The sequence below is a fragment of the Falsiroseomonas oleicola genome, from assembly GCF_019029495.1.
Classification (GTDB): Bacteria; Pseudomonadota; Alphaproteobacteria; order Acetobacterales; family Acetobacteraceae; genus Falsiroseomonas; species Falsiroseomonas oleicola.
Genome location: NZ_JAERQM010000004.1, coordinates 1 through 24,368 on the forward strand (window position 1 = coordinate 1; position 24,368 = coordinate 24,368).

The 24,368-nt window shown below is 70.1% G+C and carries 18 protein-coding genes; 3 read left to right on the forward strand and 15 right to left on the reverse strand.

The genetic code is table 11. The features are described from left to right. Positions 1–443: 443 nt before the first annotated feature. Genes leuD through JJQ90_RS13805 form a run of 3 tightly spaced genes read right to left on the reverse strand, consistent with a single transcriptional unit; the run spans position 444 to position 3,250 of the window. The gene (gene leuD / locus JJQ90_RS13795; protein WP_216876359.1) at positions 444–1,058 is read right to left on the reverse strand and encodes a 3-isopropylmalate dehydratase small subunit; all 615 of its coding nucleotides are present in this window, start codon (positions 1,056–1,058) and stop codon (positions 444–446) included. Positions 1,059–1,099: 41 nt separating this feature from the next. Then, positions 1,100–2,488 (reverse strand): 3-isopropylmalate dehydratase large subunit, encoded by a 1,389-nt coding sequence (locus tag JJQ90_RS13800; RefSeq protein ID WP_216876361.1) that lies wholly within the window; start codon positions 2,486–2,488, stop codon positions 1,100–1,102. 39 nt (positions 2,489–2,527) lie between these two features. Further along, the gene (locus tag JJQ90_RS13805; protein ID WP_216876363.1) at positions 2,528–3,250 is read right to left on the reverse strand and encodes an IclR family transcriptional regulator; all 723 of its coding nucleotides are present in this window, start codon (positions 3,248–3,250) and stop codon (positions 2,528–2,530) included. 126 nt (positions 3,251–3,376) lie between these two features. Here JJQ90_RS13805 and JJQ90_RS13810 point away from each other — a divergent pair, with 126 nt between their 5' ends. Together JJQ90_RS13810 and JJQ90_RS13815 are read left to right on the forward strand one after the other, a co-directional pair. Then, the gene (locus JJQ90_RS13810; protein ID WP_216876365.1) at positions 3,377–4,369 is read left to right on the forward strand and encodes a Bug family tripartite tricarboxylate transporter substrate binding protein; all 993 of its coding nucleotides are present in this window, start codon (positions 3,377–3,379) and stop codon (positions 4,367–4,369) included. A gap of 11 nt (positions 4,370–4,380) precedes the next feature. Continuing rightward, positions 4,381–5,640, forward strand: a complete 1,260-nt coding sequence (locus JJQ90_RS13815; RefSeq protein ID WP_230410678.1) for a CaiB/BaiF CoA transferase family protein — start codon at positions 4,381–4,383, stop codon at positions 5,638–5,640. 152 nt (positions 5,641–5,792) lie between these two features. Here JJQ90_RS13815 and JJQ90_RS13825 read toward each other — a convergent pair whose 3' ends face one another. The 12 genes from JJQ90_RS13825 to JJQ90_RS13880 all read right to left on the reverse strand — a co-directional run bounded on the left by JJQ90_RS13825 (position 5,793) and on the right by JJQ90_RS13880 (position 22,724). After that, the gene (locus tag JJQ90_RS13825) at positions 5,793–6,569 is read right to left on the reverse strand and encodes an ABC transporter ATP-binding protein (protein WP_216876367.1); all 777 of its coding nucleotides are present in this window, start codon (positions 6,567–6,569) and stop codon (positions 5,793–5,795) included. Continuing rightward, positions 6,566–7,528, reverse strand: a complete 963-nt coding sequence (locus tag JJQ90_RS13830; RefSeq protein ID WP_216876369.1) for an ABC transporter ATP-binding protein — start codon at positions 7,526–7,528, stop codon at positions 6,566–6,568. Before JJQ90_RS13830 ends, JJQ90_RS13825 begins: the two co-directional genes overlap by 4 nt. Beyond that, positions 7,525–8,439 carry an ABC transporter permease gene (locus JJQ90_RS13835; RefSeq protein ID WP_230410679.1) on the reverse strand — a complete coding sequence of 305 codons (915 nt, stop codon included), beginning with the start codon at positions 8,437–8,439 and terminating at the stop codon, positions 7,525–7,527. The genes JJQ90_RS13830 and JJQ90_RS13835 overlap by 4 nt, the downstream gene beginning before the upstream one ends. After that, positions 8,436–9,443 carry an ABC transporter permease gene (locus tag JJQ90_RS13840; protein WP_216876371.1) on the reverse strand — a complete coding sequence of 336 codons (1,008 nt, stop codon included), beginning with the start codon at positions 9,441–9,443 and terminating at the stop codon, positions 8,436–8,438. Before JJQ90_RS13840 ends, JJQ90_RS13835 begins: the two co-directional genes overlap by 4 nt. Positions 9,444–9,445: 2 nt before the next feature. After that, positions 9,446–11,029 carry an ABC transporter substrate-binding protein gene (locus JJQ90_RS13845; protein ID WP_216876373.1) on the reverse strand — a complete coding sequence of 528 codons (1,584 nt, stop codon included), beginning with the start codon at positions 11,027–11,029 and terminating at the stop codon, positions 9,446–9,448. Positions 11,030–11,039: 10 nt separating this feature from the next. Next, complete coding sequence (locus JJQ90_RS13850) at positions 11,040–14,843, reverse strand: hydantoinase B/oxoprolinase family protein (protein ID WP_216876375.1); 3,804 nt, start codon at positions 14,841–14,843, stop codon at positions 11,040–11,042. Positions 14,844–15,002: 159 nt separating this feature from the next. Next, positions 15,003–15,962: an AroM family protein gene (locus tag JJQ90_RS27030; protein WP_230410680.1), complete on the reverse strand. Its 960-nt coding sequence runs from the start codon at positions 15,960–15,962 to the stop codon at positions 15,003–15,005. Positions 15,963–16,254: 292 nt separating this feature from the next. Continuing rightward, on the reverse strand, positions 16,255–17,328 hold the full coding sequence (locus JJQ90_RS13860) for an ABC transporter ATP-binding protein (protein WP_216876377.1): 1,074 nt from the start codon (positions 17,326–17,328) through the stop codon (positions 16,255–16,257). Next, on the reverse strand, positions 17,325–19,538 hold the full coding sequence (locus tag JJQ90_RS13865; RefSeq protein ID WP_216876379.1) for an ABC transporter permease: 2,214 nt from the start codon (positions 19,536–19,538) through the stop codon (positions 17,325–17,327). Before JJQ90_RS13865 ends, JJQ90_RS13860 begins: the two co-directional genes overlap by 4 nt. Before the next feature lie 10 nt (positions 19,539–19,548). Continuing rightward, complete coding sequence (locus JJQ90_RS13870) at positions 19,549–20,571, reverse strand: ABC transporter substrate-binding protein (protein ID WP_216876381.1); 1,023 nt, start codon at positions 20,569–20,571, stop codon at positions 19,549–19,551. A 37-nt stretch (positions 20,572–20,608) separates the two neighbouring features. Next, entirely contained in the window at positions 20,609–21,634 is a 1,026-nt protein-coding gene (locus JJQ90_RS13875; RefSeq protein WP_216876383.1) for an ABC transporter substrate-binding protein, read from the reverse strand. 61 nt (positions 21,635–21,695) lie between these two features. After that, positions 21,696–22,724 carry an ABC transporter substrate-binding protein gene (locus JJQ90_RS13880; protein WP_216876385.1) on the reverse strand — a complete coding sequence of 343 codons (1,029 nt, stop codon included), beginning with the start codon at positions 22,722–22,724 and terminating at the stop codon, positions 21,696–21,698. 335 nt (positions 22,725–23,059) lie between these two features. On the opposite strand from JJQ90_RS13880, the gene hisD reads away from it, so the two are divergent. Further along, entirely contained in the window at positions 23,060–24,367 is a 1,308-nt protein-coding gene (gene hisD / locus JJQ90_RS13885; protein WP_216876387.1) for a histidinol dehydrogenase, read from the forward strand. Position 24,368: the final 1 nt, after the last annotated feature.

The following is a 24,368-nucleotide window of genomic DNA, read 5'->3' on the forward strand; positions in this document are numbered from 1 at the left end:
CTCTGCGCGCCACGCCGTCATTCTCGCGCGCATCATCCCAGCGGAACCCATGTCGCGCCGAGCCGGCTCGAAGCCACAGCGGCAGCAATGAAGCGCAAGTGGCGAACTTGACGCCCTCGGCGAGCGCCGTGTCGTCGCTATCCTCGACGCTGCCGAGGGTTCGATCCCGGCCTCGGCCAGGCGCTCGGTGTACCGGTTGGACGCACTGCGTCCCACGCCGAAGGCTCGCCGCCCATTGCGGGCCGTGCTCCCCAGCGCCAGCCGCACCGTCCGCTCCCGAACCTCAGGCAAGTCGTTCGCCGCCGTCGTCTTCGCCGTCATCACTCCATCCTCTCAGCGGTTGGAGCCTCCGGCAAACTCGGGACGGTTCACACCTTCATGCGCTCCGTCTTTGTGGGCGCCGAGAGCCACAGCCGGCCATCGGGCTGCACCATGTCAAACCCTCATCGATCTCCGGCTGCACTCAGCCAGGGCCGACGACGGGCATCGGCGGTCTGGAAGGCTCGGATCGCTGCATCCCGCGTCAGCGTCAGGCCGATTGGATCCAGCCCCTCCAGCAGCATGCTCCTCCGCAATGGCTCGACGGTGAAGGGAAGGGTCAGGCCCTCGGCATGGATCTCTTGCGCCGTCAGGTCGATGGTCAGCATTGGCGCGGTCAGCACCAGCGCCTGCAGCGCGGCGACCTGCGCCGGTGGCAGGCGGATCGGCAGCATGCCGTTCTCGAACAGGTTCTCGTGGAAGGCGCCGCCGAAGGATGGCGCGATGACCGCGCGAATACCGAAGCCATGCAGCGCCCAGACCGCGGTCTCCCGCGCCGAGCCGCAGCCGAAATTCTCGCCGCCGACCAGGATGCGGGCGCCGTCGTAGGGTGGCCGGTTCAGCACGCAGTCTGGGTCCGGCGCGCCATCGGCGCGAAGCCGCCAGGACGCCAGCGCGTGCGGGCCGAGCTGGTCGCGCGGCAGGCCGGCGGAATGCTCGACGCGGATGATCATGTCCGTATCGAGATTGGCCAGCGGCACCGGGGCGGCAGGACCGGTCAGGGTGGTGAAGCGCTCCATCGGCTCAGGGCTCCTGCAGGAATCGAGGTTGCTGCGACATCTCAGCCTCGCGGGTCGGTGATGCAGCCTGCGATGGCGGCGCGTGCCGCCAGCGCCGGGCTCGCCAGGTGCGTGCGCGCCCCCGGCCCCTGCCGGCCGACGAAATTGCGGTTCGAGGTCGAGACGCAGCGCGCGCCCGATGGCACCGTCTCGCCATTGGCGCCGACGCAAAGCGAGCAGCCCGGCTCGCGCCAGTCGAAGCCGGCGGCGCGGAATCGCTGGTCGAGCCCCTCCGTCTCCGCTGCCCGCTTGACGGCCTGCGACCCGGCGACGACCCAGGCGGTGACGCCCGGGGCGACCTTGCCGCCATCGATGGCAGCCGCGGCCTCGCGAAGGTCGGAAAGCCGGGCATTGGTGCAGGAGCCGATGAAGACCTGGTCCACCGCGAGCCCGACCAGCGCCTGGCCCGGACGCAGGCCCATATAGTCCAGCGCCGCCGCCCAGGCCTTCGCACGCCCGGGATCCGGCGCCGAGGCCGGATCGGGGACATGCCCGGTCACCGACAGCACATGCTCGGGGCTGGTACCCCAGGTGATCTGCGGCGCCAGCTCGCCGACCGGAACCACCACATCGCGCTCGAAGGTCGCGCCGGGATCGCTGAACAGGCCGCGCCAGGCGGCGACGGCAGGCTCCCAATGCGGGCCGGACGGCGCGTGGCGCCGGCCGCACATCCATGCGATGACGCGGTCATCCGGTGCCACCAGCCCGATCTTGGCGCCGAGCTCCACCGCCATGTTGCACAGCGTCATCCGCCCCTCGACCCCGAGGGCGGAGATCGCCGGGCCGGTGAACTCGATGGCGTGGCCGACGCCGCCGCCCGCCCCGACCACGGCGATGGCTGCCAGCGCCAGGTCCTTGGCGACGATGCCGGGCGGTGGCGTGCCCTCGAAGTGGATGCGCATGCGGGCCGGGCGGCGCTGCACGATGGTGGAGGTGCCGAGCACATGCGCCACTTCGGAGAAGCCGATCCCCCAGGCCAGCGCGCCGAGCGCGCCATGGGTACTGGTATGGCTGTCCGGGCAGACCACCAGCATGCCCGGATGGGTCAGGCCAAGCTCCGGCCCGACGACATGGGCGATGCCCTGGTCCGGGTGATCCTCGTCGAGCAGCACGATCCCGTGCCGGGCGCAGCCGGCCCGCATCGTCGCAAGATGCCGCGCCGTCCAGGAGGCGCCGCCGAGGCGGCCCGGCGCGGTGGAGATGACATGGTCGACGACGCCGATCGTGCGATGCGGGTCGCGCACCGGCAATCCGCGCGACTCCAGGACATTGAGGGCGCCGGCCCGCATCTCCAGCAGATAGTGCCGGTCGACATTCATCAGATCCACGCCAGGCGCCAGGCTGTCCACGACATGCGCGTCCCAGAGCTTGTCCAGCAATGTCCTTGGCATTCTTTCCCCCCCTCGTTCACGCCCCCTGGTTCAGCCAAGTCAGGCGCGACCATCCAGCTCCCGCGTCAGCAGCGCCGCCTCGCGCAGCAGCGCCGCTTCCATGGCGACGCGATGCGCATCGTCACGGAAGCGCGTGCAGGTGCCGCTCAGGGTCAGTGCGCCGGCGAGGATGCCGCCGTTGCGGAACACCGGCACGCTGAGCGCACCCACCTCGGCGGCGCGTTCGCCGAAGGAACCCTGGACCTGCGGGATGTCCTGGCGCGGCCCCTCCGCGAACAGACGCAGCACATGGCCGGCGGCACCCTTCATCGACAGCACGGCGCCGAGGGGGACGACGTCGCGCACCTCCTGCCGGCCCTCGGCGCGGGCCAGGCAGACGCGGCCCTCGCCTTCGCGGATGAAGAAGCTGGCGGCCTCCCGCGTCGCAGCGGCCAGGCGGACCAGCACAGGCTGCAACGCGCCATGCAGGTCGAAGGCGCGCGTATAGGCCTGACCCTGCGAGAGCAGCGCCGGACCCAGCCGGTAGCGGCCATCGGCCAGCCGCGCGGCGTAGCGGCAGCGCTCCAGCGAGGCCAGGATGCGCAGCAGCGTGCTTTTGTGGAAGCCGGTCCGGCGCGACAGATCGGCCAGCGTGATCGGCGCGCCTGCCTCCCCCAGCATGTCCAGCACCGCCAGGCCGCGCTCCAGCGCGGAAACGCCGGCTGCGGCCCAGCTCGCCGCGGCGGGTTCGACCAGGGCTTCGTCCAGCCGCTTGACGTTCATCGCTGGCGCCTTCATCCTCAAGAAATAGAACGTCCATTCTGTCCTGGTGAACGACCAGCCGTCAATAGGCCGTCAACAGGCCGTCAAGCCCGGTGCCCAAGCCGGCCGGCCACAGTGGAGGAAGCGATGAAGGACAAGACGATCGCCTTGCCGGTTGCGAAACGTCGGACGGTGCTGGCCCTGCCCGCACTGCTGCTGGCACCCCGCGCGGCGCGTGCCCAGGCCTGGCCGGAACGCCCGGTGCGCATCGTGGTGAACTACACCGCAGGCGGCGCCGCCGACACCATCACCCGCCTGCTCCAGCCCGGCATGCAGGAGGCGCTGGGCCAGCCCGTGGTGGTCGAGAACCGGCCCGGCGCCGGCGGCACCATTGGCGCCGCCGCCGTCGCGCGCGCAGCAGCCGACGGCTACACGCTGCTGTTCGATTCGGCCGCCCATGTCGTGGCGCATCTGCTGTTCCGGAGCCTGCCGGTCGACTACCAGACCGCATTTTCCTATATCGGGCGCGCCACGGTGCAGCCCTATGTCTGGATGGTCGCCGAGCGCTTCCCGGCGAGGACGACGCAGGAGTTCATCGCCGCGGCGCGCGCGCGGCAGCAGCCCGTGACCTATGGCACGCCCGGCATTGGCAGCAGCGGCAACATCGCCGCGGAGGCCTTCGCGCAAGCCGCCGGGCTGCGCTTCGAGCACGTCCCCTATCGCGGCGGGGCCGAAGCGGCCAATGCCATGGCCGCCGGCGACCTCGATGCTGCCTGCATCACCTTGTCCTCCGCCACGCCAGTCGCCGAATCCGGGCGCGCCCGTCTGCTCGGCGTCACCGGCGCCGAGCGGGCCTCCAGCCATCCGCAAATCCCCACTTTGGCGGAGGGTGGCGTATCCGGCTTCGACATCACCAGCTGGCTTGGCCTGTTCGGGCCCGCCGGATTGCCGCCCGCGATCACGGAGAAGGTCGCCATGGCGCTGCAGGCCGCGGCGAGCGATCCGGCCACGGCGCGGCGCCTCGGCGCCGCCGGATTCGAGGCATCGCCGAGCGGACCCGCCGATTTCACCGCCCAGGTGGCGCGCGATCGGCAGACCTTCGGTGCCGTGGTACGCCGCGCCGGACTGCAAGCAAGCTGACGGATACTGCCATGATGGATCTGCCCGACCCGAACGCCGGCACCAGCCAGACCGGAGCCGGCGCGCGGCCGCTCGAGGGGCTGCGGGTGCTGGAGTTCTCGCACACCATCATGGGTCCCTGCGCCGGGCTGATCCTGGCGGATCTCGGCGCCGAGGTCGTGAAGGTGGAGCCGACGCCGGATGGCGACCATACGCGCCGGCTGTCGGGCTTCGCCGCCGGCTTCTTCGCCACCTTCAACCGCAACAAGCGCTCCCTCGCCATCGACCTGAAACGGCCGGAGGGGGTGGCCGCCATCCACCGCCTGGCCGCCCAGGCCGACATCGTGCTGGAGAATTACGGCCCGGGCACCATGGAGCGGCTGGGCTGCGGCTGGGAGCATCTGGCCGCGGTGAACCCGCGGCTGATCTACCTGGCGCTGAAGGGCTTTCTTGCCGGCCCCTATGAGAACCGGCCGGCACTCGACGAGGTGGTGCAGTTCCAATCCGGCCTCGCCTACATGACCGGCCCGCCGGGCCAGCCGTTGCGCGCCGGCGCCTCCATCATCGACATCATGGGCGCGGTATTCGGCGTCACGGCGACGCTCGCCGCGCTGCGGGAACGCGACCGCACCGGCCAGGGCCAGCGGGTTGGCAGTTCGCTGTTCGAATCCGCGGTCTTCCTGATGGGCTCCCATATGGCCGGCGCGGCCGCGACCGGGCAGCCGGTGCCGCCCATGCCGGCGCGGCGCGGCGCCTGGGGCGTCTATGAGACCTTCACCACGGCGGAGGGCGACCAGGTCTTCGTCGGCGTCACCAGCGATGCGCAATGGGTCCGCTTCTGCGCCGCCTTCGGCCTGGCCGACCTCGCCGCCGATGACCGTCTGCGCCGCAACGCCGACCGCGCCCAGGCGCGCCCCTGGCTGATCCCCCGGCTGCGCGAGACCCTGGGCGCACTGCCGCGCGCGGAGGTGGTGGCGCGCTGCGAGGCCGCCGCGATTTCCTGGGCGCCGGTGGGGCAGCCGGCCGATCTGTTCACCGACCCGCATCTGCTGGCGGGCGGCGGGCTGCTGGCCACCGCCATCTCGGCGCTGGGCGGCGGCCCGGCCGAAACGCTGCTGCCTGCCTTGCCCGTCGAATTCGGCGGCGCGCGGACCCGCCCGGGGCTGCTGCGCCAGCCTCCGCGCCTCGGCGAGCATAATGCGGAGACCCTGACCGAGGCAGGGTTTTCACCGGCCGAGGTCTCGCAGTTGGTCAGGGCAGATATCCTGGCGGCATCGCCGGCCGCTGTGTGACGCTGAAAGCCATCGGCGCCGTCAGCAACACCCCCTGTCCGCCCTGACAGCATGACGCGGCGGCCCAACCCGCCAGGACCCGTCACGCCTGCGCCAACAGCGGCCGGGCTTCGGCACGAAACCCTTCACCATCCTCAGGTTCCGCACGATGCTCATGGCGCGGCGAGCCGGTTGATGCCGGGCGGCAGGACGGAGGCGAGCAGCGCCCTTGTGTAGTCATGCGCCGGCGCGTGCAGCACCGCTGCCACCGGGCCGCGCTCCACCACCTCGCCCTGGCGCAGCACCGCGATCTCCTCGCACAGCAGCTGCACCACGGCGAGGTTGTGCGAGATGAACAGGAAGGCGAGTTGGTGGCGTGCGCGCAGGCGGCGCAGCAGGTCGATGATCTGCGCCTGGACCGAGACATCCAGCGCCGAGGTCGGCTCATCCAGCAGCAGCGCGCGCGGCCCGGGCGCCAGTGCGCGGGCGATGCAGACGCGCTGCTTCTGGCCGCCCGAGAGTTCATGCGGATAGCGCCACAGGAATTCCGGGCCGAGGCCCACATCGTCCAGCAGCCCATCGATCCGCGCGCGCAGTTTCGTGCGGCTCAGCCCGCCCTGGATGAGCAGGGGCTCCGCCACCGCGTCATGCACGCTCAGGCGTGGGTTCAGCGCGGAATGCGGGTTCTGGAACACCACCTGCACGTCGCGGCGCAGGGCGCGCAGCGCGGCGTTGCGGGCGGTGGTGATCTCCGCGCCATCCATCAGCACCTGGCCCGCGGCCACGTCCTGCAGGCGCAGCAGCACCCGCAGCAGGGTGGACTTGCCGGAGCCGGATTCGCCCACCAGCCCCAGCGCGGCGCCCGGCTGCAGCGCCAGGCTGGCCTCGCGCACCGCCGCATGGGCGCCGAAGCGCACGGTGACGTCGCGCAGCTCCAGCAGCGGGATCATGGTGCCACCGCATGGCAGGCCACCGCATGCGGCGCGCCGCGCAGCACCGGCTTGGTGGTGCAGCAGATCGGCATGGCCAGCGGGCAGCGCGGGTGATAGCGGCAGCCTTGCGGCGGGTCGCGCAGGTTCGGGATGCTGCCGGGAATGCCGGAAGGCATGTGGCCCGGCTGCCGCAGATCCGGCATGGCGGCGAGCAGGCCGCGCGTATAGGGGTGCAGCGGCGAGCCGAACAGCAGCTCGGCCGGTGCATCCTCCACGATGGTGCCGGCATACATCACCACGATGCGCCGGCAGGCGGCGCCGATCACGCCGAGGTCGTGGCTGATCAGCATCAGCGTCAGCCCCAGCCGCGCCACGAGATCCGCGATCAGCGCCAGGATCTGGCGCTGGATGGTGACGTCCAGCGCCGTGGTCGGCTCATCCGCCACCAGAACGCGCGGATTGCCGGCCAACGCCTCCGCGATCAGCACGCGCTGGCGCATGCCGCCCGACAATTCATGCGGGTAGCGGTCGAGCAGCGCCGCGGCCTCCGGCAGGCGCACCGCCTCCAGCAGTTCGATGCAGCGGGCGCGGCGCTGGGCTCGGGAGAGCCCTGGCTCATGCGCGCGCAGCACTTCCTGCATCTGCTGCCCGATGGTGAAGACGGGGTTCAGATAGGTGACGGGGTCCTGGAAGACCATGCCGATGATGCCGCCGCGCAGCCGGCGCAGCGCGCCGCCGCCCATGGCCAGGATGTCCTCGCCCTCGTAGCGGATGGCGCCGGAGACGACGCGCGCCGGCGGCGAGGGGTTCAGCCGCAGCAGGCTGCGCGCCAGCACGGATTTGCCGCAGCCGGTCTCACCGACGATGCCGACGGACTCGCCGGCCTCGATGGCGAGGTCGATGCCATCCAGCACATGCACCCGGCCTTCGAAGCCATCGAAGGCCAGCCGATAATCCTCAATCCGGATCAGACTCACCCGCGCGAACTCCGCGGGTCGAGCGTATCGCGCAGCCCGTCGCCGAACAGGTTGAAGCCGAGCACGGTGAGGAAGATGAACAGGCCCGGAAAGGCGGAATACCACCACCAGTCGGGCATGTAGGTGCGGCCGATGGCGATCATCGCGCCCCATTCCGGCGCCGGCGGCTTGGCGCCGAGGCCGATGAAGCCGAGCGAGGCCGCGGCCAGGATCGCCATGCCCATGTCCATGCTGGCCTTCACCACCAGCGGGCTGACGCAATTGGGCAGGATGTGGCGCCAGAGGATATGCGCATGGGAGGCGCCCATGGTGCGTGCGGCTTCCACATAGGATTCGCTCCGCAAGGTCAGCGCCTTCGCCTCGATCAGCCGGACATAGCCGGGCCACCAGACGATGGCGAGCGCCAGCACGCCGTGCAGGATGCCGGGGCCGAGCGCGGCGACGATGGCCAGCGCCAGAACCAATCCCGGCACGGCGAGGAACACATCGGTGATCCGCATGATGACGCTGCGGATGCGGCCGCCGAAATAGCCCGCTGCGATGCCGAGCGGCACGCCGACCAGCGCCGCGATGCCGGTGATGGTCACGCCGATCCAGAAGCTGGTGCGGGTGCCGATGATGACGCGGGTCAGGATATCGCCGCCCATCTCATCCGTACCGAACCAGTGCGCGGCGGAAGGCGGTTGCAGGCGATTGGCGAGATCCACCGCGCCGCGCGCATGTTCGGGATAGGGCACGATCCACGGCCCGATCAGCGTCAGCACCAGGAAGGCCAGCACCAGCAGCAGGCCCAGCATGGCCGAGGGACTGCGCGAAAAGGTCCAGACGAAGAAACGCGCCTGGCGGATGCTGCCCGCATGTTCCATGCCGAAGCGCGCGAGGCGCGAGGCGGGAAGGCTCGCCTCGCTCATGCGCCGCGCGTCCGCGGATCGAGCCAGCCATAGGCGAGGTCGACGAGGAGATTGGCCAGCATGAACATCAGCCCGATCACCAGCGTCACCCCCATCACCGGCTTGAAGTCCGCGGCGATGGCCGAATTCACGGCATAGAGGCCGATGCCGGGCCAGTCGAAGACCGTCTCCACCAGCACCGTGCCGCCAAGCATCCAGCCGAAGCGCAGCCCGATCATCGCCAGCGTCGGCAGCATCGCATTCTTCAGCGCCAGCAGCCCGATCACGCGCGATGGCATCACGCCGTGCGCGCGGGCGGCGGTGACATGGTCCGAGCCCAGCACCTCGATCATCTCCGCGCGGTTTACCCGCAGCACGGAGGCGAGGCAGGGCAGGGACAGCACGAAGGCCGGCAGCACCGCATGCGCGGCGGCATCGCGCAGGCTGTCCCATTGCCCGGCCAGCAGGGAATCGAACAGCACCATGCCGGTGATGGAGGGCGGCGGATCGGCGGCGATGGACATCAGCCCGCCGGTCGGCAGCAGACCCCACCAGACGCCCACCACCATCTGCAGCAGCAGCGCGATCCAGAAGGCCGGCAGCGCGATGCCGGAAACCGCCAGCACCCGGATGCCATGGTCGAGCCAGGAACCGCGCCAGACGGCGGCGAGGATGCCGAGCGGAATCCCCACCGCACAGGCAAACGCCATGGCCAGGATCACCAGCTGGAAGGTCGCCGGCACATACCGCAGAAGATCCTCGCCCACCGTATTGCCGCTGGTCAGCGATCGGCCGAAGCGGCCCTGGGCGAGGTCCGTGACATAGCGCCAGAACTGTTCCGGCAGCGGCCGGTCCAGCCCATATTCGGCGCGGATCGTCGCCACCATGTCCGGCGTCGCATCCGGCCCGGCGGCCAGCGCGGCGGGGTCCGCGGGCGTGACATTGGCGATCACGAAGGTGATCACCACCAGCCCGAGCAGCATCAGCGCGACATGCACCAGCCGCCCGGCCAGGTAGCGCGCCATGCTCATCCGCGCGCGGCGAACAGAGGGAAAAGGTCCACCTCGCCGGTCAGGTTCAGCGCCTGGTGCTGGAAGCCGCGCACATAGCTGCGCATGGCCCATTGCTGGTTGGCGGTCATGCAGAACACCACCGGCTGCAATTCCAGCACGCGGCGCTGGATGCGGGCGTAGAGCGCCATGCGCTTCGCCGCATCCAGCTCCACCGCCCCCTCCGCCACCATGCGGTCGATCTCCGCATCGCGCAGATGGTGGATGCCCCAGAACTGCCCGGCGGCGGAGGATGCATATTGCGAGGCGACGGTATCCGGCGAGGTGGTGACGGGTGTGACATAGACCGCCGTCATCGCCGCCGCCGTCTCCGGGTTCGCGCCGCGGCCGATCAGCGTGGGCCAAGGCTGGCCCACGATGTTCACGCGGATGCCGAGGGGTTGCAGCGCATTCAGCAGCACCAGGCCGATCTGCCGCTGCACCTCATGTCCCGCCACCTGCAGGTATTCCAGCTCGATCCCGCCATTCGGCGTGGCGGTGCGCGCCATGTACTGCTTCGCGCGATCGAGGTCGCGGCGCGGCATGTCGAGCGTGATGCGGCCCTCGGTGACGAAGGGGAAGGGCCCGTCCATCAGCTTGGCGTCGCCCTTGTGGATGGCGATCAGCGCGTCGTAGTCGAAGGCATAGGCGATCGCCTTGCGCAGGTTGATGTCGGCGGTCGGGCCCTTCTGCGTGTTCATCATGATCGCGAAGGGCGCGGCGCCCGTGTCGTTCGTCACCACCATGTTCGGCATGCGCGCGAGTTGTTCCAGGTCGTCCGGCGTCAGCCCGGCGGCGATATCCACCTCGCCGCGTTGCAGGGCCGCCTTGCGGGGCGCGGATTCACGCATGACGCGGTAGATGACGCCGGCGGGGCGGTCGGCATCCGACATCGGCCAGCCCTTCCAGTACTCCGGCACCGCCGCCAGCGCCATCACGGTCTGGCCATCCCAGCGGCGGATGGTGAAGGGGCCGGAGCCGGCGGCGTTGGTGGTCAGCCACTTCTGGCCGTCATCATCGTCCTCGACATTCGCCATCACCTGCTTCGGGTTCACCACGAACCACAGCGGCAGGAAGGAAATGAAGTCCGGATAGGCGCGTTCCAGGGTGAAGCGCACGGTGCGCGCATCCACCGCCGCGATATTCTCCGGCTTCAGGTGGCGCGACAGCATCCAGGAGATGCCCTTGTTCAGCCGCAGCCCGCGCTGGAAGGAAAAGCGCACGGCTTCCGCATCCAGCGCATCGCCATTGTTGAACTTGGCGTTGCCGACCAGGCGGAAGGTCCAGGTCAGGCCATCCGCGCTGGTCTCCCAACTCTCGGCCAGCCAGGGGATGACGCGCGCGGGCGTGCCTTCGTAGCGCACCAGCGGGTCGTACAGGCAGCGCTGCATCATGCGCGTGGACCAGTCGTAGCGCTGGTGCGGGTCCAGGATCGGCACCGGCTGATTGCCGGAGAAGACCAGGATGCGGCGATTGCCCTCCCGCTCGAACCCGTAGGCCGGGCTGAGCGAGGAGGCGGCGACCAGGCCACCCGCACCGAGGAGGAGTTCGCGGCGATTCATGCGTCGTCTCCTATTCCGCAGCCTGGGCGGCGGCTTGTGCCGTCGCCGTGCTGACGTAGCCTTCAAGCAAATCCCGTTCCACCAATGCGGCGCTGCGCGAAGCGGGGTCGCCGAAGCCGGACCCGCCACACAGGCGCACCTCGATCATCCGGCTGGTATCAGTCAGCGTCACCAACTCGCCGGTGCCGCAGTCGCGGATGAGGTTGCCGTCGCGGTCCAGCACCGCGCCGCGCGCCGCACCGCCCTGCAACCCGCCGAACAGGCCGGGCGAGTCCACGCCCACGCCTTCCGCCGCGACCGAGGCCTGGGTCGGCAGCCCGTCATCATGCAGCTTGCGCATCCGCGTCCGCGTGCCGAGGCCGCCGCGATGCTGGCCGGCGCCGCCGGAATCCGCCACCAGCGACTTCTCCACCACCAGGACCGGCGACCGCGTCTCGAACAATTCGATCGAGGTATTGGCGGCCGAGGTCGGCCAGAGCAGCGCGGATTTTCCGTCCTGCGCCGCGCTCGCGCCCTGGCCGCCGCCCATGAAGAAGTGGTCGGCATAGAGCCGCCCCTTCGCATCCAGCCCATGCACTTTTACGGAGACCGGCAGCCCGGTATGCGCCTGCACTCGGTCCGGCGCCGCATCCGACAGCGCGCGGAAAATGTTGGGCGCCAGGTACCAGCCGGTGCGGGTGCGCAGCGCCACAGCGGCGGGGCGCGTGCAGTTCAGCACCGAACCCTCCGGCGCCTTCACCGTGATGGGCCGGTAGCAGCCGGCATTGCCGCGCACCTGCGGGCTGAGCATGCATTTCAGCGGGTAGGACCCATGCGCGATGGTGTAGCTGAAGGTGCAGTTCAGCCCGCCCAGCGGCAGCTGGTCCGGCACGCCCTCGAAATCCAGCTCGATCTCGTCGCCCGCCACCGTCAGCTTCAGCGGATAATGCAGCGTGCGGCCCAGCGCGGCATTGCTGACGGTGGAGTGGTAGACGCCATCCGGCAGCGCGCGGATCGCATCCCGCATGGCGCGCTCCGCACGGCCCTGCACCACGGCAGCGAGCGCGCGCAGGTCCTGCATGCCATAGTCGCGCATGAAGCCGAGCAGCCGCTCGCCGCCCTGCGCATTGGCCGCGATGAAGGAATGCAGGTCGCCCAGCACCTCCTCCGACTTGCGGACATTCTCGCCGATCATGTCGAACAGCGTGTCGTTGGGCTCGCCGGCGCGATACAGCTTGGCGGGCGGAATCTGCAGGCCCTCGTCGAAGATCTCGGTGGCCTTCAGCCCGTCCTTGATGCCGCCGATATCGCCGACATGGCCGACCGTGCCCATCAGCGCCACCAGCCGCCCGTCGAGGAACACCGGCGTGACGATGGCGATGTCATACAGGTGCCCGGCGCAGAGCCAGGGATCGTTGGTGATCAGCACATCGCCCTGCCGCAGCGTCTCCGCCGGGTATTTCTGCAGCATCGCCTTCACGGCGCGCGGCAGGGTCAGGTTGAACACCGGCATGGCGCGCGGCGAATGGGCGAGGGATTCGCCATCGGCATCCAGGATGTCGCAGGCGAAATCCTGCGCCTCGGAGACGATCAGGCTGAAGGCGGTGCGGCAGATGGCCTGCCACATCTCCTCCACGATGGTCACCAGCCGGCTCCACATGATCTCGAGCGAGACGGGGTCCGCCTCGATCAGTGCGCAGGCCTCGGCCATCGGCGTGGCGGGGGTGATGCGCGCGGCGATCGGTGCGGCGACGCCGACGCGGATGCGCAGCGTGCCGGCGGCGCCGACCGTAACGCTGTCCTGCGGCCCGAGGATGGTCGTGGCCTCGCGCTCCTCGATGATGGCGGGGCCGTGGATCGTGCCTTCGGAGGCGAGCGCGTAGCGGTCATAGACCGGCGTGTCGTGGAAGCGGTCGCCGAACCAGGCCATGCGGCGGCCCTTCAACGCCACGCCCCCCGCCGGCGCATCCGCCTGCGCCACGGTCAGCGCCGGGGCGGGGCCCGCGGCACGCACGCGGAAGGAGACGATCTCGGCGGCGACACCCTTGTAAACCGAGGTGAAGCGCGCGGAGTAGACGCGCCGGAACGCCTCCATCACCGCGGGCAGGTTTTGGGCCGTGATCGCGCCATCCGGCAGCGGCACGTTGATCTCATGGATCTGGCCGGCGAGGCGCATGTCGGCGCTGCGCTCGATGGTGAGCTCGGCCTGGTCCATGCCCGACGAAGTCAGCATCGCTGCCGTCTCCGCCGCGAGTTCCGACAGCACCTGCTGCATCACCGCCGGGGCCGCCGGATCGTCCAGCGCCACGGGCAGCGACCGCACGCTCTCGAAGGCCAGCGGCGCGGCGAGGAAGCCGAGCGCGGAGGCAGCGCCGGAGGCGGGCGGGATCAGCACCTCCTCCACGCCCAGGATGCGCGCCACCTCCACCGCATGGGCGGGGCCGGCGCCGCCGAAGCCGACCATGGCGTAGCGACGCGGGTCCTTGCCCTTCTCCACGATATGGATGCGCGCGGCGGCGGCCATGCTTTCCGTCACCGTGCGATGGATGCCCCAGGCCGTCTGCACCGCCGAAAGGCCGAGCTGCGCGCCGACCGCCGCCAGCGCGGCCTCCGCCGCCGGCTTGTCCAGCGCCATGCGGCCGCCGAGGAAGAAGCCCGGGTCGTAATAGCCGAGCATCAGGTTCGCATCGGTCACCGTCGCCTGCGTGCCGCCGCGGCCGTAGCAGGCCGGGCCCGGATCGGCGCCCGCGGAATGCGGCCCGACCTTCAGCAGACCCACCTCGTCGATGCTGGCGATGGAGCCGCCGCCGGCGCCGATCTCGATCATGTCGATGACGGGCGCCTTGATCGGCAGGCCGGAGCCCTTCTTGAAGCGGTGCAGCCGCGCCACTTCCATCATCGGCGCGACCTCGCAGGCGCCATCCGCGATCATGCAGGCCTTGGCGGTGGTGCCGCCCATGTCGAAGGAGATCACGTCCTTCTTGCCGACCAACCCGCCGAAGAAGGCGGTGGCGAGGCCGCCGCCCGCGGGGCCGCTCTCCAGCAGGCGGATCGGGAAAGTGCGCGCCGCCTCCGGCCCGACCAGGCCGCCCGCTGATTGCATCAGCCGCAGTGCGCCGCGGAAGCCGCGGCCCCACAACTCGCGTTCCAGCCGCGCCAGGTAGCGGTCCATCAGCGGCTGCACATAGGCATTGGCGCAGGTGGTGACGAAGCGCTGGTACTCCCACAGCTCGGCCACGACCTCCGACGACAGCGACAGGGCGAGGTCCGGGAATTCCGCCCGGATCGCGGCGGCGGCCGCCTTCTCATGCATCGGGTTGCGATAGGCGTGCAGGAAGCAGATGGCGATCGCCTCCGCGCCCGCGGCCACCAACTGACGCGCCGCCTGCGTCACCGCGGCGAGGTCCAGCGGCGTCACCACCTGGCCGTCGCGATCCAGCCGCTCCGGCACTTCCAGGCGGTTGCGGCGCGGCACCAGCGGGTCCGGGTATTGCAGGAACAGGTCGTAGATGTCGTAGCGCTGCTCCGTGCCCATCTCGATCACGTCGCGGAAGCCGGCGGTGGTGATCATGCCGAGCGAGGCGCCCTTGCGCTCGATCAGCGCATTGGTGATCAGCGTGGTGCCGTGCACGATCTCCGAGATGTCGGACAGCGCCAGCCCGGCCTCGGCGACCAGCGCCGCCAGGCCCGCGAGCGCGCCCTCCGAGGGGTCCTGCGGCGTGGTCAGGCATTTGTGCAGGCGGATGGTGGCGGTGGCGCGGTCGAGCAGGATGAAGTCGGTGAAGGTGCCGCCGATGTCGAATCCGATCCGGTAGCGGGTCGCCGCGTCTGCCATCTGGCCAGCACCTGTCCGTGGGGCGGCACGCGGAGCGCGCCGACATTGTCTCCCCCGCAGCTTTGCAGATCGCCCCGCCTGAGCTGAATAAGGGCGGCTCCTTATCCGCGCTGCCGCCACTGCCGCGAAAGCGGGCAATCGCTGCGGAATTCAGGCAGGCTACTGGTCGCGCACAAGCATCAGCCGCCGGAACAGCTCGATGGCGGAGCCGGCATTCAGCTTGGCCATGACCCGGGCGCGATGGATTTCCACGGTGCGGTGGCTGATGCCGAGGCGGCGGCCGATCTCCTTGTTGCCCTCGCCCTGCAGCAGCGCCTTCAGCACGTCGCGCTCCCGCGGCGTCAGGGTTTCGGTCTGGCCCGGCAGGCGGTCCATCAGCGCCTGCAGGGGCTCTGTCTCGTGGCCCGATCCCGGCTCCGCCGGATGCCCGGGCGGCGGCCGCGCGGCCAGCGCCACCAGGTGCAGCCGGATCGCACCGGCCAGGATGCGCCGCGCGGTGACCACCGGCTTGCCGGTGCGGGCGGCGAGTTGTTCGGCCATCGCCTCCGTATAGCCGACGGAGTGCATGAGGATGAGGTTGGCCGCCTCCAGCCGGTGCGCCGCCTCGTTGAAATCGGCGATGTCATCCTCCCGCGCCACGGCGCGGGCGCTCTGGATCAGGGCGCCATGGGCGGAGCCGCGATGCTGTTCCTCCAGCGAATGCATCACGCCGATCCGCGCCTCCCCCATCACCAGCGCGCCGATCCAGGCATCCACCACCTGCTGGGCATGCACGAAGGGCGTGCGCAGGCGATACGGCTGGAACAGGCTCGTGCTGGCCAGCACGATCAGGTCGTGGCCCGCACCGTCCAGCCGGTGCAGCAGCGGCGCCAGGCGGCGGGCCAGGAAGCCGGCGCCGAGCCGCACGCGCTGGCCCCCGCCCAGCCGGGTGAACAGCACCGGCTCCCGCTCCCGCGGTGCGCCGGCGGCGATGCCGGCCGCGTCCAGCCCGTCCAGTGCGCCGAATTCCTGCAGCTCCACCTCGCCTGGCGCCGCGCCGGCCAAAGCAAGCACCTCCGGCACCATGTCCTCGCGCGGGGAGTGGCCGATGCTGACGAAGGCGAGGCGTGGACGGGCCATGGAGCGTTCCGGGCGGCGGGGCCCAAGCGTATTTCAGTGGCCAGGGGTCCTGTCCACTGGCCAGTGCCAAGGCGTGGCCTGCCCGATGCTGTCACAGGCCACGGCGGGCACCCGGCCGCTCAGACTATCCAGACCCAGGCCGGCGCACCGGCGCCAGGCGCGTCAGGGTGGATCAGGAGAGCGCGCACGGCCTGTCCGGCGCGCCGCGGCATCATGGCGGCAGCGCGGGGAGGACCTGCCATCACAGCGCGCTGGGCACGATGCGCGGGCGAAGCCGACGGCCTTGTCGGCCCTAGGGCCGCACCACCACCACGCCCTCCTCATCCAGCAGCAGCCGGACCTTCTCCCCCGGCTGGCGCCGGCGCAGGCGGTCGGCGCCCTGGGCGAACAGCTCGCCCACGGCGGTGCTGAAGTAATACTCGGTGTGGGAGCCCATATAGGTGGCGCGGGCGACCGTCGCCTCCAGCCCGTTTGGTGCATCGGGGGCGGCGATGCGGATTGCCTCCGGCCGGATCACCGCATCCACCGGCCCGGGCGGCAGGCCACGACCCGGCAGGGTCAGCCGGGCCCCGTCCAGCGCCAGCACGCAATGCTCGCCCGAAACGCTCTCGATGACGCCGCGCACATGGTTCGCCTCGCCCATGAAGGTGGCGACGAAGACGGAATCCGGGCTGGCATAGAGCACCTCCGGCGCGCCGGCCTGGGCGATGCCGGCATTGCGCATCACCACGATCTTGTCGGAGACGGCCAGCGCCTCCGCCTGGTCATGCGTGACATAGACCACGGTCAGGCCGAGGCGCTGCTGCAGCGCGCGGATCTCCTCCCGCATGGTGCGGCGCAGGCGGGTGTCGAGATTGGACAGCGGCTCGTCGAACAGCAGCACATCGGGCTCCAGCACCAAAGCGCGGGCGACCGCCACGCGCTGCTGCTGGCCGCCGGACATCTCGGAGGGTAGCCGCCCGCCAAAGCCTTTCAGCCCCACGGTCTCCAGCACCGCCTCCGCCTTGGCATGCGCATCGCGCTTCTTCTCGCCGGAGGAGATCAGGCCATAGGCGACGTTCTCCAGCACCGACATATGCGGGAAGAGCGCATAGGACTGGAAGACCATGGAGACGTTGCGCTCACCGGCGGACAGCAGGGTGACGTCGCGGCCGCCGATGAAGATGCGGCCCTCCGTCGCCTGTTCCAGTCCGGCGATCATGCGCAACAGCGTGGTCTTGCCGCAGCCGGAGGGGCCGAGAAGCGTCACCAGCGTGCCGCCCTCGATCACCAGGTCGAGCGGCTTCACCGCCTGCACCTGGCCGTATCGCTTGCCGAGACCGGTGAGGCGGACTTCCGCGCCGGTCGTCTTGATGGGGATGCTCACGCACGGCCTCCGACTGGAGCAGGTGTGGGGATGGCGGCCGCGCGGCGTCCGAGGTTGCGGCGCCCGACCAGCAGGTTGATCAGCCCGATCGCCGCCATCATCAGCACGATCAGCACGGCGCAATAGGCGATGGCCAGGCCGTAGTCGCCGTTGATGACGCGGTTGATGATGAAGACCGTGGCCATCTCATATTCCGCCGAGACCAGGAAGATGACGGCCGAGACCGTCGTCATGGCGCGCACGAAGGAATAGACCAGCGCGGTGACGATGGCCGGCTTCAGCAGGGGCAGCACCACCGTCCGCAGCGTGCGGAAGGTGGAGGCGCGCAGCGTCACCGCCGCCTCGTCCAGCGACTTGTCGAGCTGGCTCATCGCCGCGACGCCGGAGCGCACGCCGACCGGCAGGTTCCGGAAGACGAAGCAGGCGACAAGGATCACCGCGGTGCCGGTGATCTCCAGCGGCGGCAGGTTGTAGGTCAGGATATAGGCCACGCCGATCACCGTGCCGGGCACGGCGAAGGTCAGCATCAGCGCGAATTCCAGCGCCGTGCGGCCCGCGAAGCGCTGCCGCGTCAGCACCCAGGAGGCGAGCAGGCCAAGCCCGGCCGTGATGGGCGCGGCGATGGCGGCCAGCTGGATGGTGGTGAACAGCGAATGCCAGGCGCCGCCGGAGAAGATCAGCGCGCCCGCTGGCGACCATTCCAGCGCGAAGGCGCGTTCGAAATGGCTGAAGGTCGGCGTCCAGTCGCGCCCCCAGACCCGCACGAAGGCGCCGGCCAGCGCCATGACGTAGACGATGACGGTCAGTATGGCCCAGGGGATGGCAATGGCGAAGGCGACGCGCCGCACCGGCGGCGGCAGCTTCGTCGGCAGGCCGACATCGCCCTTGCCGGTCATCGAGACATAGCTGCGCTTGCCCACCACGCTGCGCTGGATGATGAAGGCCGTCAGTGCCACCACCAGCATAACCGCCGCCAGCACCGCCGCGCGGCCGAAATCCTGCTGCGCGCCGACGACGGCGAAGAAGATCTCGGTGGACAGCACGCCGAAGGACCCGCCGAGCACGATCGGATTGCCGAAGTCGGCAAGGCTCTCGACGAAGACCACCAGCCAGGCATTGGCCAGCCCCGGCAGCATCAGCGGCAGGGTCACCGCGCGGAAGGTGCGCATCTGGCTGGCGCGCAGCGTCTGCGAGGCTTCCTCCATGGCCGGGGACACACCCTCCACCACGCCGATCAGCACCAGGAAGGCGATCGGCGTGAAGGAAAAGACCTGCGCCAGCATCACGCCGTTGAAGCCGTAGATCCAGCGGCCGAGTTCCAGCCCGAACAGGGATTCGGCGATCTGGTTGAACACGCCGGAGCGGCCGAAGATCAGGATCAGGCCGAGGCCGATGACGAAGGGCGGCGTGATGATCGGCAGCACCGTCAGCAGCCGCAGCAGTTTCTTGGCGCGGAAGCCGCTGCGGGTGACGATCAGTGCGAAGCACAGGCCGAGGGTGGTCGCCGCCGTCGCGGTGGACACCGCCAGCAGCAGCGTATTCCAGAACACGCCGCAATTCACCCGGCCGGTGACGCAGCCGAGGCCCCAGATCTTGCTGTCGAACAGCCGTTCCGCCATCGCGGCGCCGAGGGTGAGATCGGCGCGCGGCGTGAACATCTCGGACAGCACGGTGCCGACCGGCCAGGCGGTGAAGACCACGATGGAGGCGACCAGCAGGCCGACGGCGCCGGAGACGAAGCGGTCGCCCTTTAAATAGCCGCGCAGCGCGAGGCCATCGGTCAGCAGGATCAGGAAGCCCGCGAAGGCCAGGGCGCCGCCGAGGCCGATACCGAATTGCCGGTCCTCCAGCTCCCCGAACAGCCGCGCCAGCACCGGCCAGTTCCAGCCCTGGATGCCCACCGCCAGGCCCTGTAGCACCAGCGCAGCGAGGCCCAGCCCGCCGCCCCAGACCAGGAAGCGCGCGCGGCGCGCCCGCTCACCCGTCGGCAGCGCGCCGGGCAGCGCGAGCAGCAGGCCGGCGATCACCGGCCAGAACCAGAAGCGCCCGAACTGCGTGGCCTGCGACAGCGCGGAGGCGGCCTCCGCCTCCCCACGGCCGAGCGCGAACAACCCGGCGAGGGTCAGCCCGTCCTGCTGCATGTGCCAGGGCAGGACCAGCGTGCCGAGCGCCGCGATCAGCCAGAAGAAGAAGGAGGTGCCGAAGAACATGGGCGTTACGTCAGCGCGGCAGTGCGCCGACCTCCCTGTCCCAGCGCGCCAGCAGGCGGCGGCGCTCGGCGCTCGCGCCGAAGCGGGCATTGTCGTAGTCGATGATCCGCGCGGTCGCCATGTTGGGCGCGCCATCGGTCAGCGGCACGCCGCGATTGGCCATGGTTTGCAGCTTCTTCGCTTCCTGGCTGGCGATGATCTGCGCGGGGGCGGAGAGCGCCCAATGGTAGAATTGCTGCGCCGCCGGCAGGTTGCGCGCGCCGCGGATGATCGACATGGAGCCGATCTCATAGCCCGTGCCCTCGCAGGGCACGGCATGGCCGACGGGGAAACCAGCCGCGGCCTCCTCCGCCGCATTGTGCACGAAGGACAGCGACAGCGCCGTCTCGCCGCGCGCCACCGCCGTGATCGGCGCGGTGCCGGAGCGCGGATAGGCGTTGATGCTGCCGTGCAGGCGCTTCAGGTAGTCGAAGGCCGGCTCCTCCCCCATCATCTGCACCAGGGTGGCGATGATGATATAGGCGGTGCCGGAGCTGTTCGGATTGGCCATCTGGATCTCGCCGCGATAGGCGGGATTCAGCAGATCCGCCCAGCAGCGCGGCGCCGGCAGGTTGCGGCGCGCGATGAGTTCCGTGTTGAAGCCGAAGCCGAGCACGCTGGCATAGACGCCCACCGTGCGGCCCTGGGTCTGGCGCCACTGCGCCTGCGCCCAGTCATGCAGCTCCGCGATGCGCGGGCTTTCATGCAGTTGGGTCAGATTCTCCTCGCCGGCTGCCACATGCGGGTCGCCGGTGCCGCCCCACCAGACATCGCCGCGCGGGTTGCGCGCCTCACTGCGGATCTGCGCCAGCATCTCGCCTGTGGACTTCTGGGTCAGGTTCACGCGGATGCCGGTCTCGCGCTCGAAACCGCGCGCGATCGGCTGGCACCACTCCAGCGTGGCAGAGCAGTACAGGTTGAGCTGGCCCTGCGCAGCGGCGGGCAGCGCCGGCAGGAGGAAGGCCGCGGCGAGCGCGAGGTGACGGTGGTTCATGCTGTTCTCTCTGTTCATTCAGCGCGCCGGGCGGGGCTCAGCGGGGCAGGGCGCCGATCTCACGGTCCCAGCGCTGCAGGATGCGCCGGCGGGTTTCGGCCTGGCCGAATGCGGCGAAATCGTAGTCCACCAGCCGGATGGCGGAGATGTCGGGGATGCGCGCATCGGGCGTCGCGCCACGATGCGCCGGGGCGTGGAACTGGTTGACCTTCGGGCCGATATCCATCGCCGCCGGCGTCAGGTACCAGTCGTAGAAGCGCCGCGCCTGCGCCAGGTTGCGGGCGCCGCGGATGATCGACATGCAGGCCACCTCATAGCTGGTGCCCTCGCTGGGATAGGCGATCTCAATCGGGAAGCCGGCCTGCTGCATGGAGATCACCTCCATGTTGAAGGCGGCCGCCAGCGCCGTCTCGCCCCGCGATACCGCCTGCATCGGCGCGGCGCCGGAACGGGTATAGGCGTTCACATTGGCATGCAGCCGCGCCAGATAGGCGAAGGCGCGATCCTCGTCCCATAGCTGCACCAGTCCGGCGATGATGGTGTAGGCGGTGCCGGAGGAATTCGGATTCGGCAGCTGGATCTCGTTGCGATAGGCCGGGTTCAGCATATCGGCCCAGCTGGTCGGCAGCGGCAGGTTCTTGCGCGCCATCAACTCCCGGTTCCAGGCCAGGCCGATGGCGCCGGAGGAGACGCCGACGCAACGCTCGCCGGACATGGCATGCACGCGCTGCGCCCAGGGATGCAGGTTGGCCATGTTGGGCGAGGTATAGGGCTGCAGCAGATTCGCCTCGGCGGCCGAGATATGCGTCTCGGAGGAAGCGCCGAACCAGATGTCGGTGCGCGGGTTCTGCGCCTCCGCCCGGATCTGGGCGAGGATCTCGCCGGCCGATTTGCGCGCCATGGCGACGCGCACGCCGGTGTCGCGCTGGAAGGCGGCGGCGATCGCCTCGCACCAATCGGCGGCCGGCGCGCAGAGCATGTTGAGGCTGCCCTGCGCCGCGGCCGGAAGCGGCAGGGCGGTACAGGCGACGACCGCGGTGGCGGCGATCAGGCGGAGGGACATGGCGGATATCCTGGAGCGAGGCAGCAGCCGGCGCGGGGCTCCGCGCCGGCAGGGTTCGGCATCAGCGCGGCGCGGAGCCGACCTCCCGGTCCCAGCGCTGGATCAGCCGGCGGCGTTCCGCCGCCCGGCCGTACTTGGCGAAATCATATTCGATGAGGCGGATGCGCGAGAGGTCAGGCGCATTCGGCGGCAGCGGCGCGGCGGTGTTGGAGGGCTGCTGCAACTGGCCACCGGCCTCGAAGCCCAGCCGTTGGGCGGGCTCGGTCAGCGCCCAGTCGTAGAAGCGCCGCGCCTGGGTCAGGTTGCGCGCGCCGCGGATGATCGACATGGAGCCGATCTCATAGCCGGTGCCCTCGCAGGGCGTGGCGTAGGTCACGGGGAAGCCGGCATTGGCCTCCGTCACCGCATCATGCACGAAGCTGATCGAGACACCCGTCTCGCCGCGCGCCACCGCCTTGATCGGCGCGGTGCCGGAGCGGGTGTAGGAATTCACGTTGGGATGCAGCCCGCGCAGATAGGTGAAGGCGGGTTCTTCCCCCATCAGCTGCACCAGCGTCGCGATGACCACATAGGCAGTGCCGGAGGAATTCGGATTGGCGATCTGGATCTCGCCGCGGAAGCGCGCATCCAGCAGGTCGGCCCAGCAGGCGGGGGGCGCGATGTTCTTGCGGGCGAGCAGTTCCGTGTTGATGCCGAAGCCGACCGCGCCGGCATAGACGCCGATGGCGCGCCGTTCGGATTGCCGCCACTGGGTCAGCGCCCAGGGATGCAGCCCGCCATTGTTGGCGCTCTCATAGGCCTGGGTCAGGTTCTCCTCGCCGGCGGCCAGATGCGGGTCGCCGGTGCCGCCGAACCAGACGTCGCCGCGCGGATTCTGGCTTTCGGCGCGGATCGCGGCGAGCGTCTCGCCGCTGCCGCGCTGCGTCATGCTCACGCGGATGCCAGTGTCGCGCTGGAAGTTTGTAGCTACCGCCTGGCACCACTCATTCTGCACCGAGCAGTAGAGGTTGAGGCTGCCCTGCGCCGCGGCCGGCGCGGTGAATCCAGCTGGGCCGATCAGCAGGATCGGGAGCAGAAGGCGGCGTTGCATCGGGCGTTTCCTTTTCGGCTCGTCTTCGCGGCGCGGACGGAGCCCGGATGCGCAAGGCGTGAAGCGGTGCGTGCCGCCAGGTCTTTCTGCCTGGACGCGCGCGCAGCCTGCAGCCTCCCCCCTCCGGACGACATGGCGTCGCACAGGCGCGTTTCGCGCGTGCGGTCATAAAACTGCAATACAAACGTCATTCAAGCAAGCGCGGGGGAGCATCTCCCGCTCGCGGGCCCTGCGGACGGCAGAATGGAGGCTCACGGCCGCCGGGCGGAGCCCCCATCTTGCATGCGCATGCAGCTTGCGGGCAATGTCCTGCCTATAGGTAGGGGAAAAACGACATGGCGACCTGGCTCAAGCGCTCCATCGGCGCTGCCGACAAGGAGGCCGCGCAGACCGAGGTGCGCGCCACGGTCGAGCGCCTGCTGGCGGATATCGCCGCGCGCGGGGACGCGGCGGTGCGGGAGATGTCGGCCCGCTTCGACGGCCTGGAACGCCCCGATTCGCGCCTGACCGATGCGGAGATCCGCGCCTGCCTGGCGGAACTGCCGGCGCGCGCACTGGACGATATCCGTTTCGCCCAGGAACAGGTCCGCAACTTCGCCCAGCACCAGCGCGCCGCTTTGCAGGACATCGAGGTGGAGACGCTGCCGGGCGTGGTGCTCGGCCACAAGAACATCCCGATGAACTCGGTGGGCTGCTACGTGCCGGGCGGCAAATACCCGCTGCTGGCCTCGGCCCATATGTCGGTGGTGACGGCGAAGGTGGCGGGCGTGCCGCGCATCGTCACCTGCGCGCCGCCCTATCAGGGCCGCCCGGCGCCGGCCATCGTCGCCGCGCAGCACCTGGCGGGGGCGGATGAGATCCATTGCCTCGGCGGCGTGCAGGCGGTGGGCGCCATGGCGCTGGGCACGGAGACCATCGGGGCGGTGGACATGCTGGTGGGGCCCGGCAATGCCTATGTCGCGGAGGCCAAGCGGCAGCTGTTCGGCCGTGTCGGCATCGACCTTTTTGCCGGCCCGACCGAGACGCTGATCATCTGCGACGAGACCGTGGATGCGGAAATCTGCGCGACCGACCTGCTTGGCCAGGCCGAGCACGGCCCGACCAGTCCCGCGATCCTGCTGACCACATCGGAAAAACTGGCGCGCGCGACGATGGCGGAGGTCGAGCGCCTGCTCACCATCCTGCCGACCGCCGCCGTGGCGGCCAAGGCCTGGGCCGATTATGGCGAGGTGATCCTCTGCCAGGGTCGCGCGGAGATGCTGCGGGAGGCCGATCGCATCGCCTCCGAGCATGTGCAGGTGATGACGGCGGATGATGACTTCTTCCTGAACAACATGACCAATTACGGCGCGCTGTTCCTCGGCCCGCGCACCAATGTCAGCTATGGCGACAAGGTCATTGGCACCAACCACACGCTGCCCACCATGGGCGCGGCGCGCTATACGGGCGGGCTCTGGGTCGGCAAGTTCCTGAAGACCGTGACCTACCAGCGGGTTCTCACAGATGAGGCCAGTGCGATGATCGGCGCCTATTGTTCCCGGCTGTGCATGCTGGAGGGTTTCGTGGGTCATGCCGAGCAGGCCAATATCCGGCTGCGCCGCTATGGCGGCCGCAACGTGCCCTATGGCGCGGCGGCCGACTGAC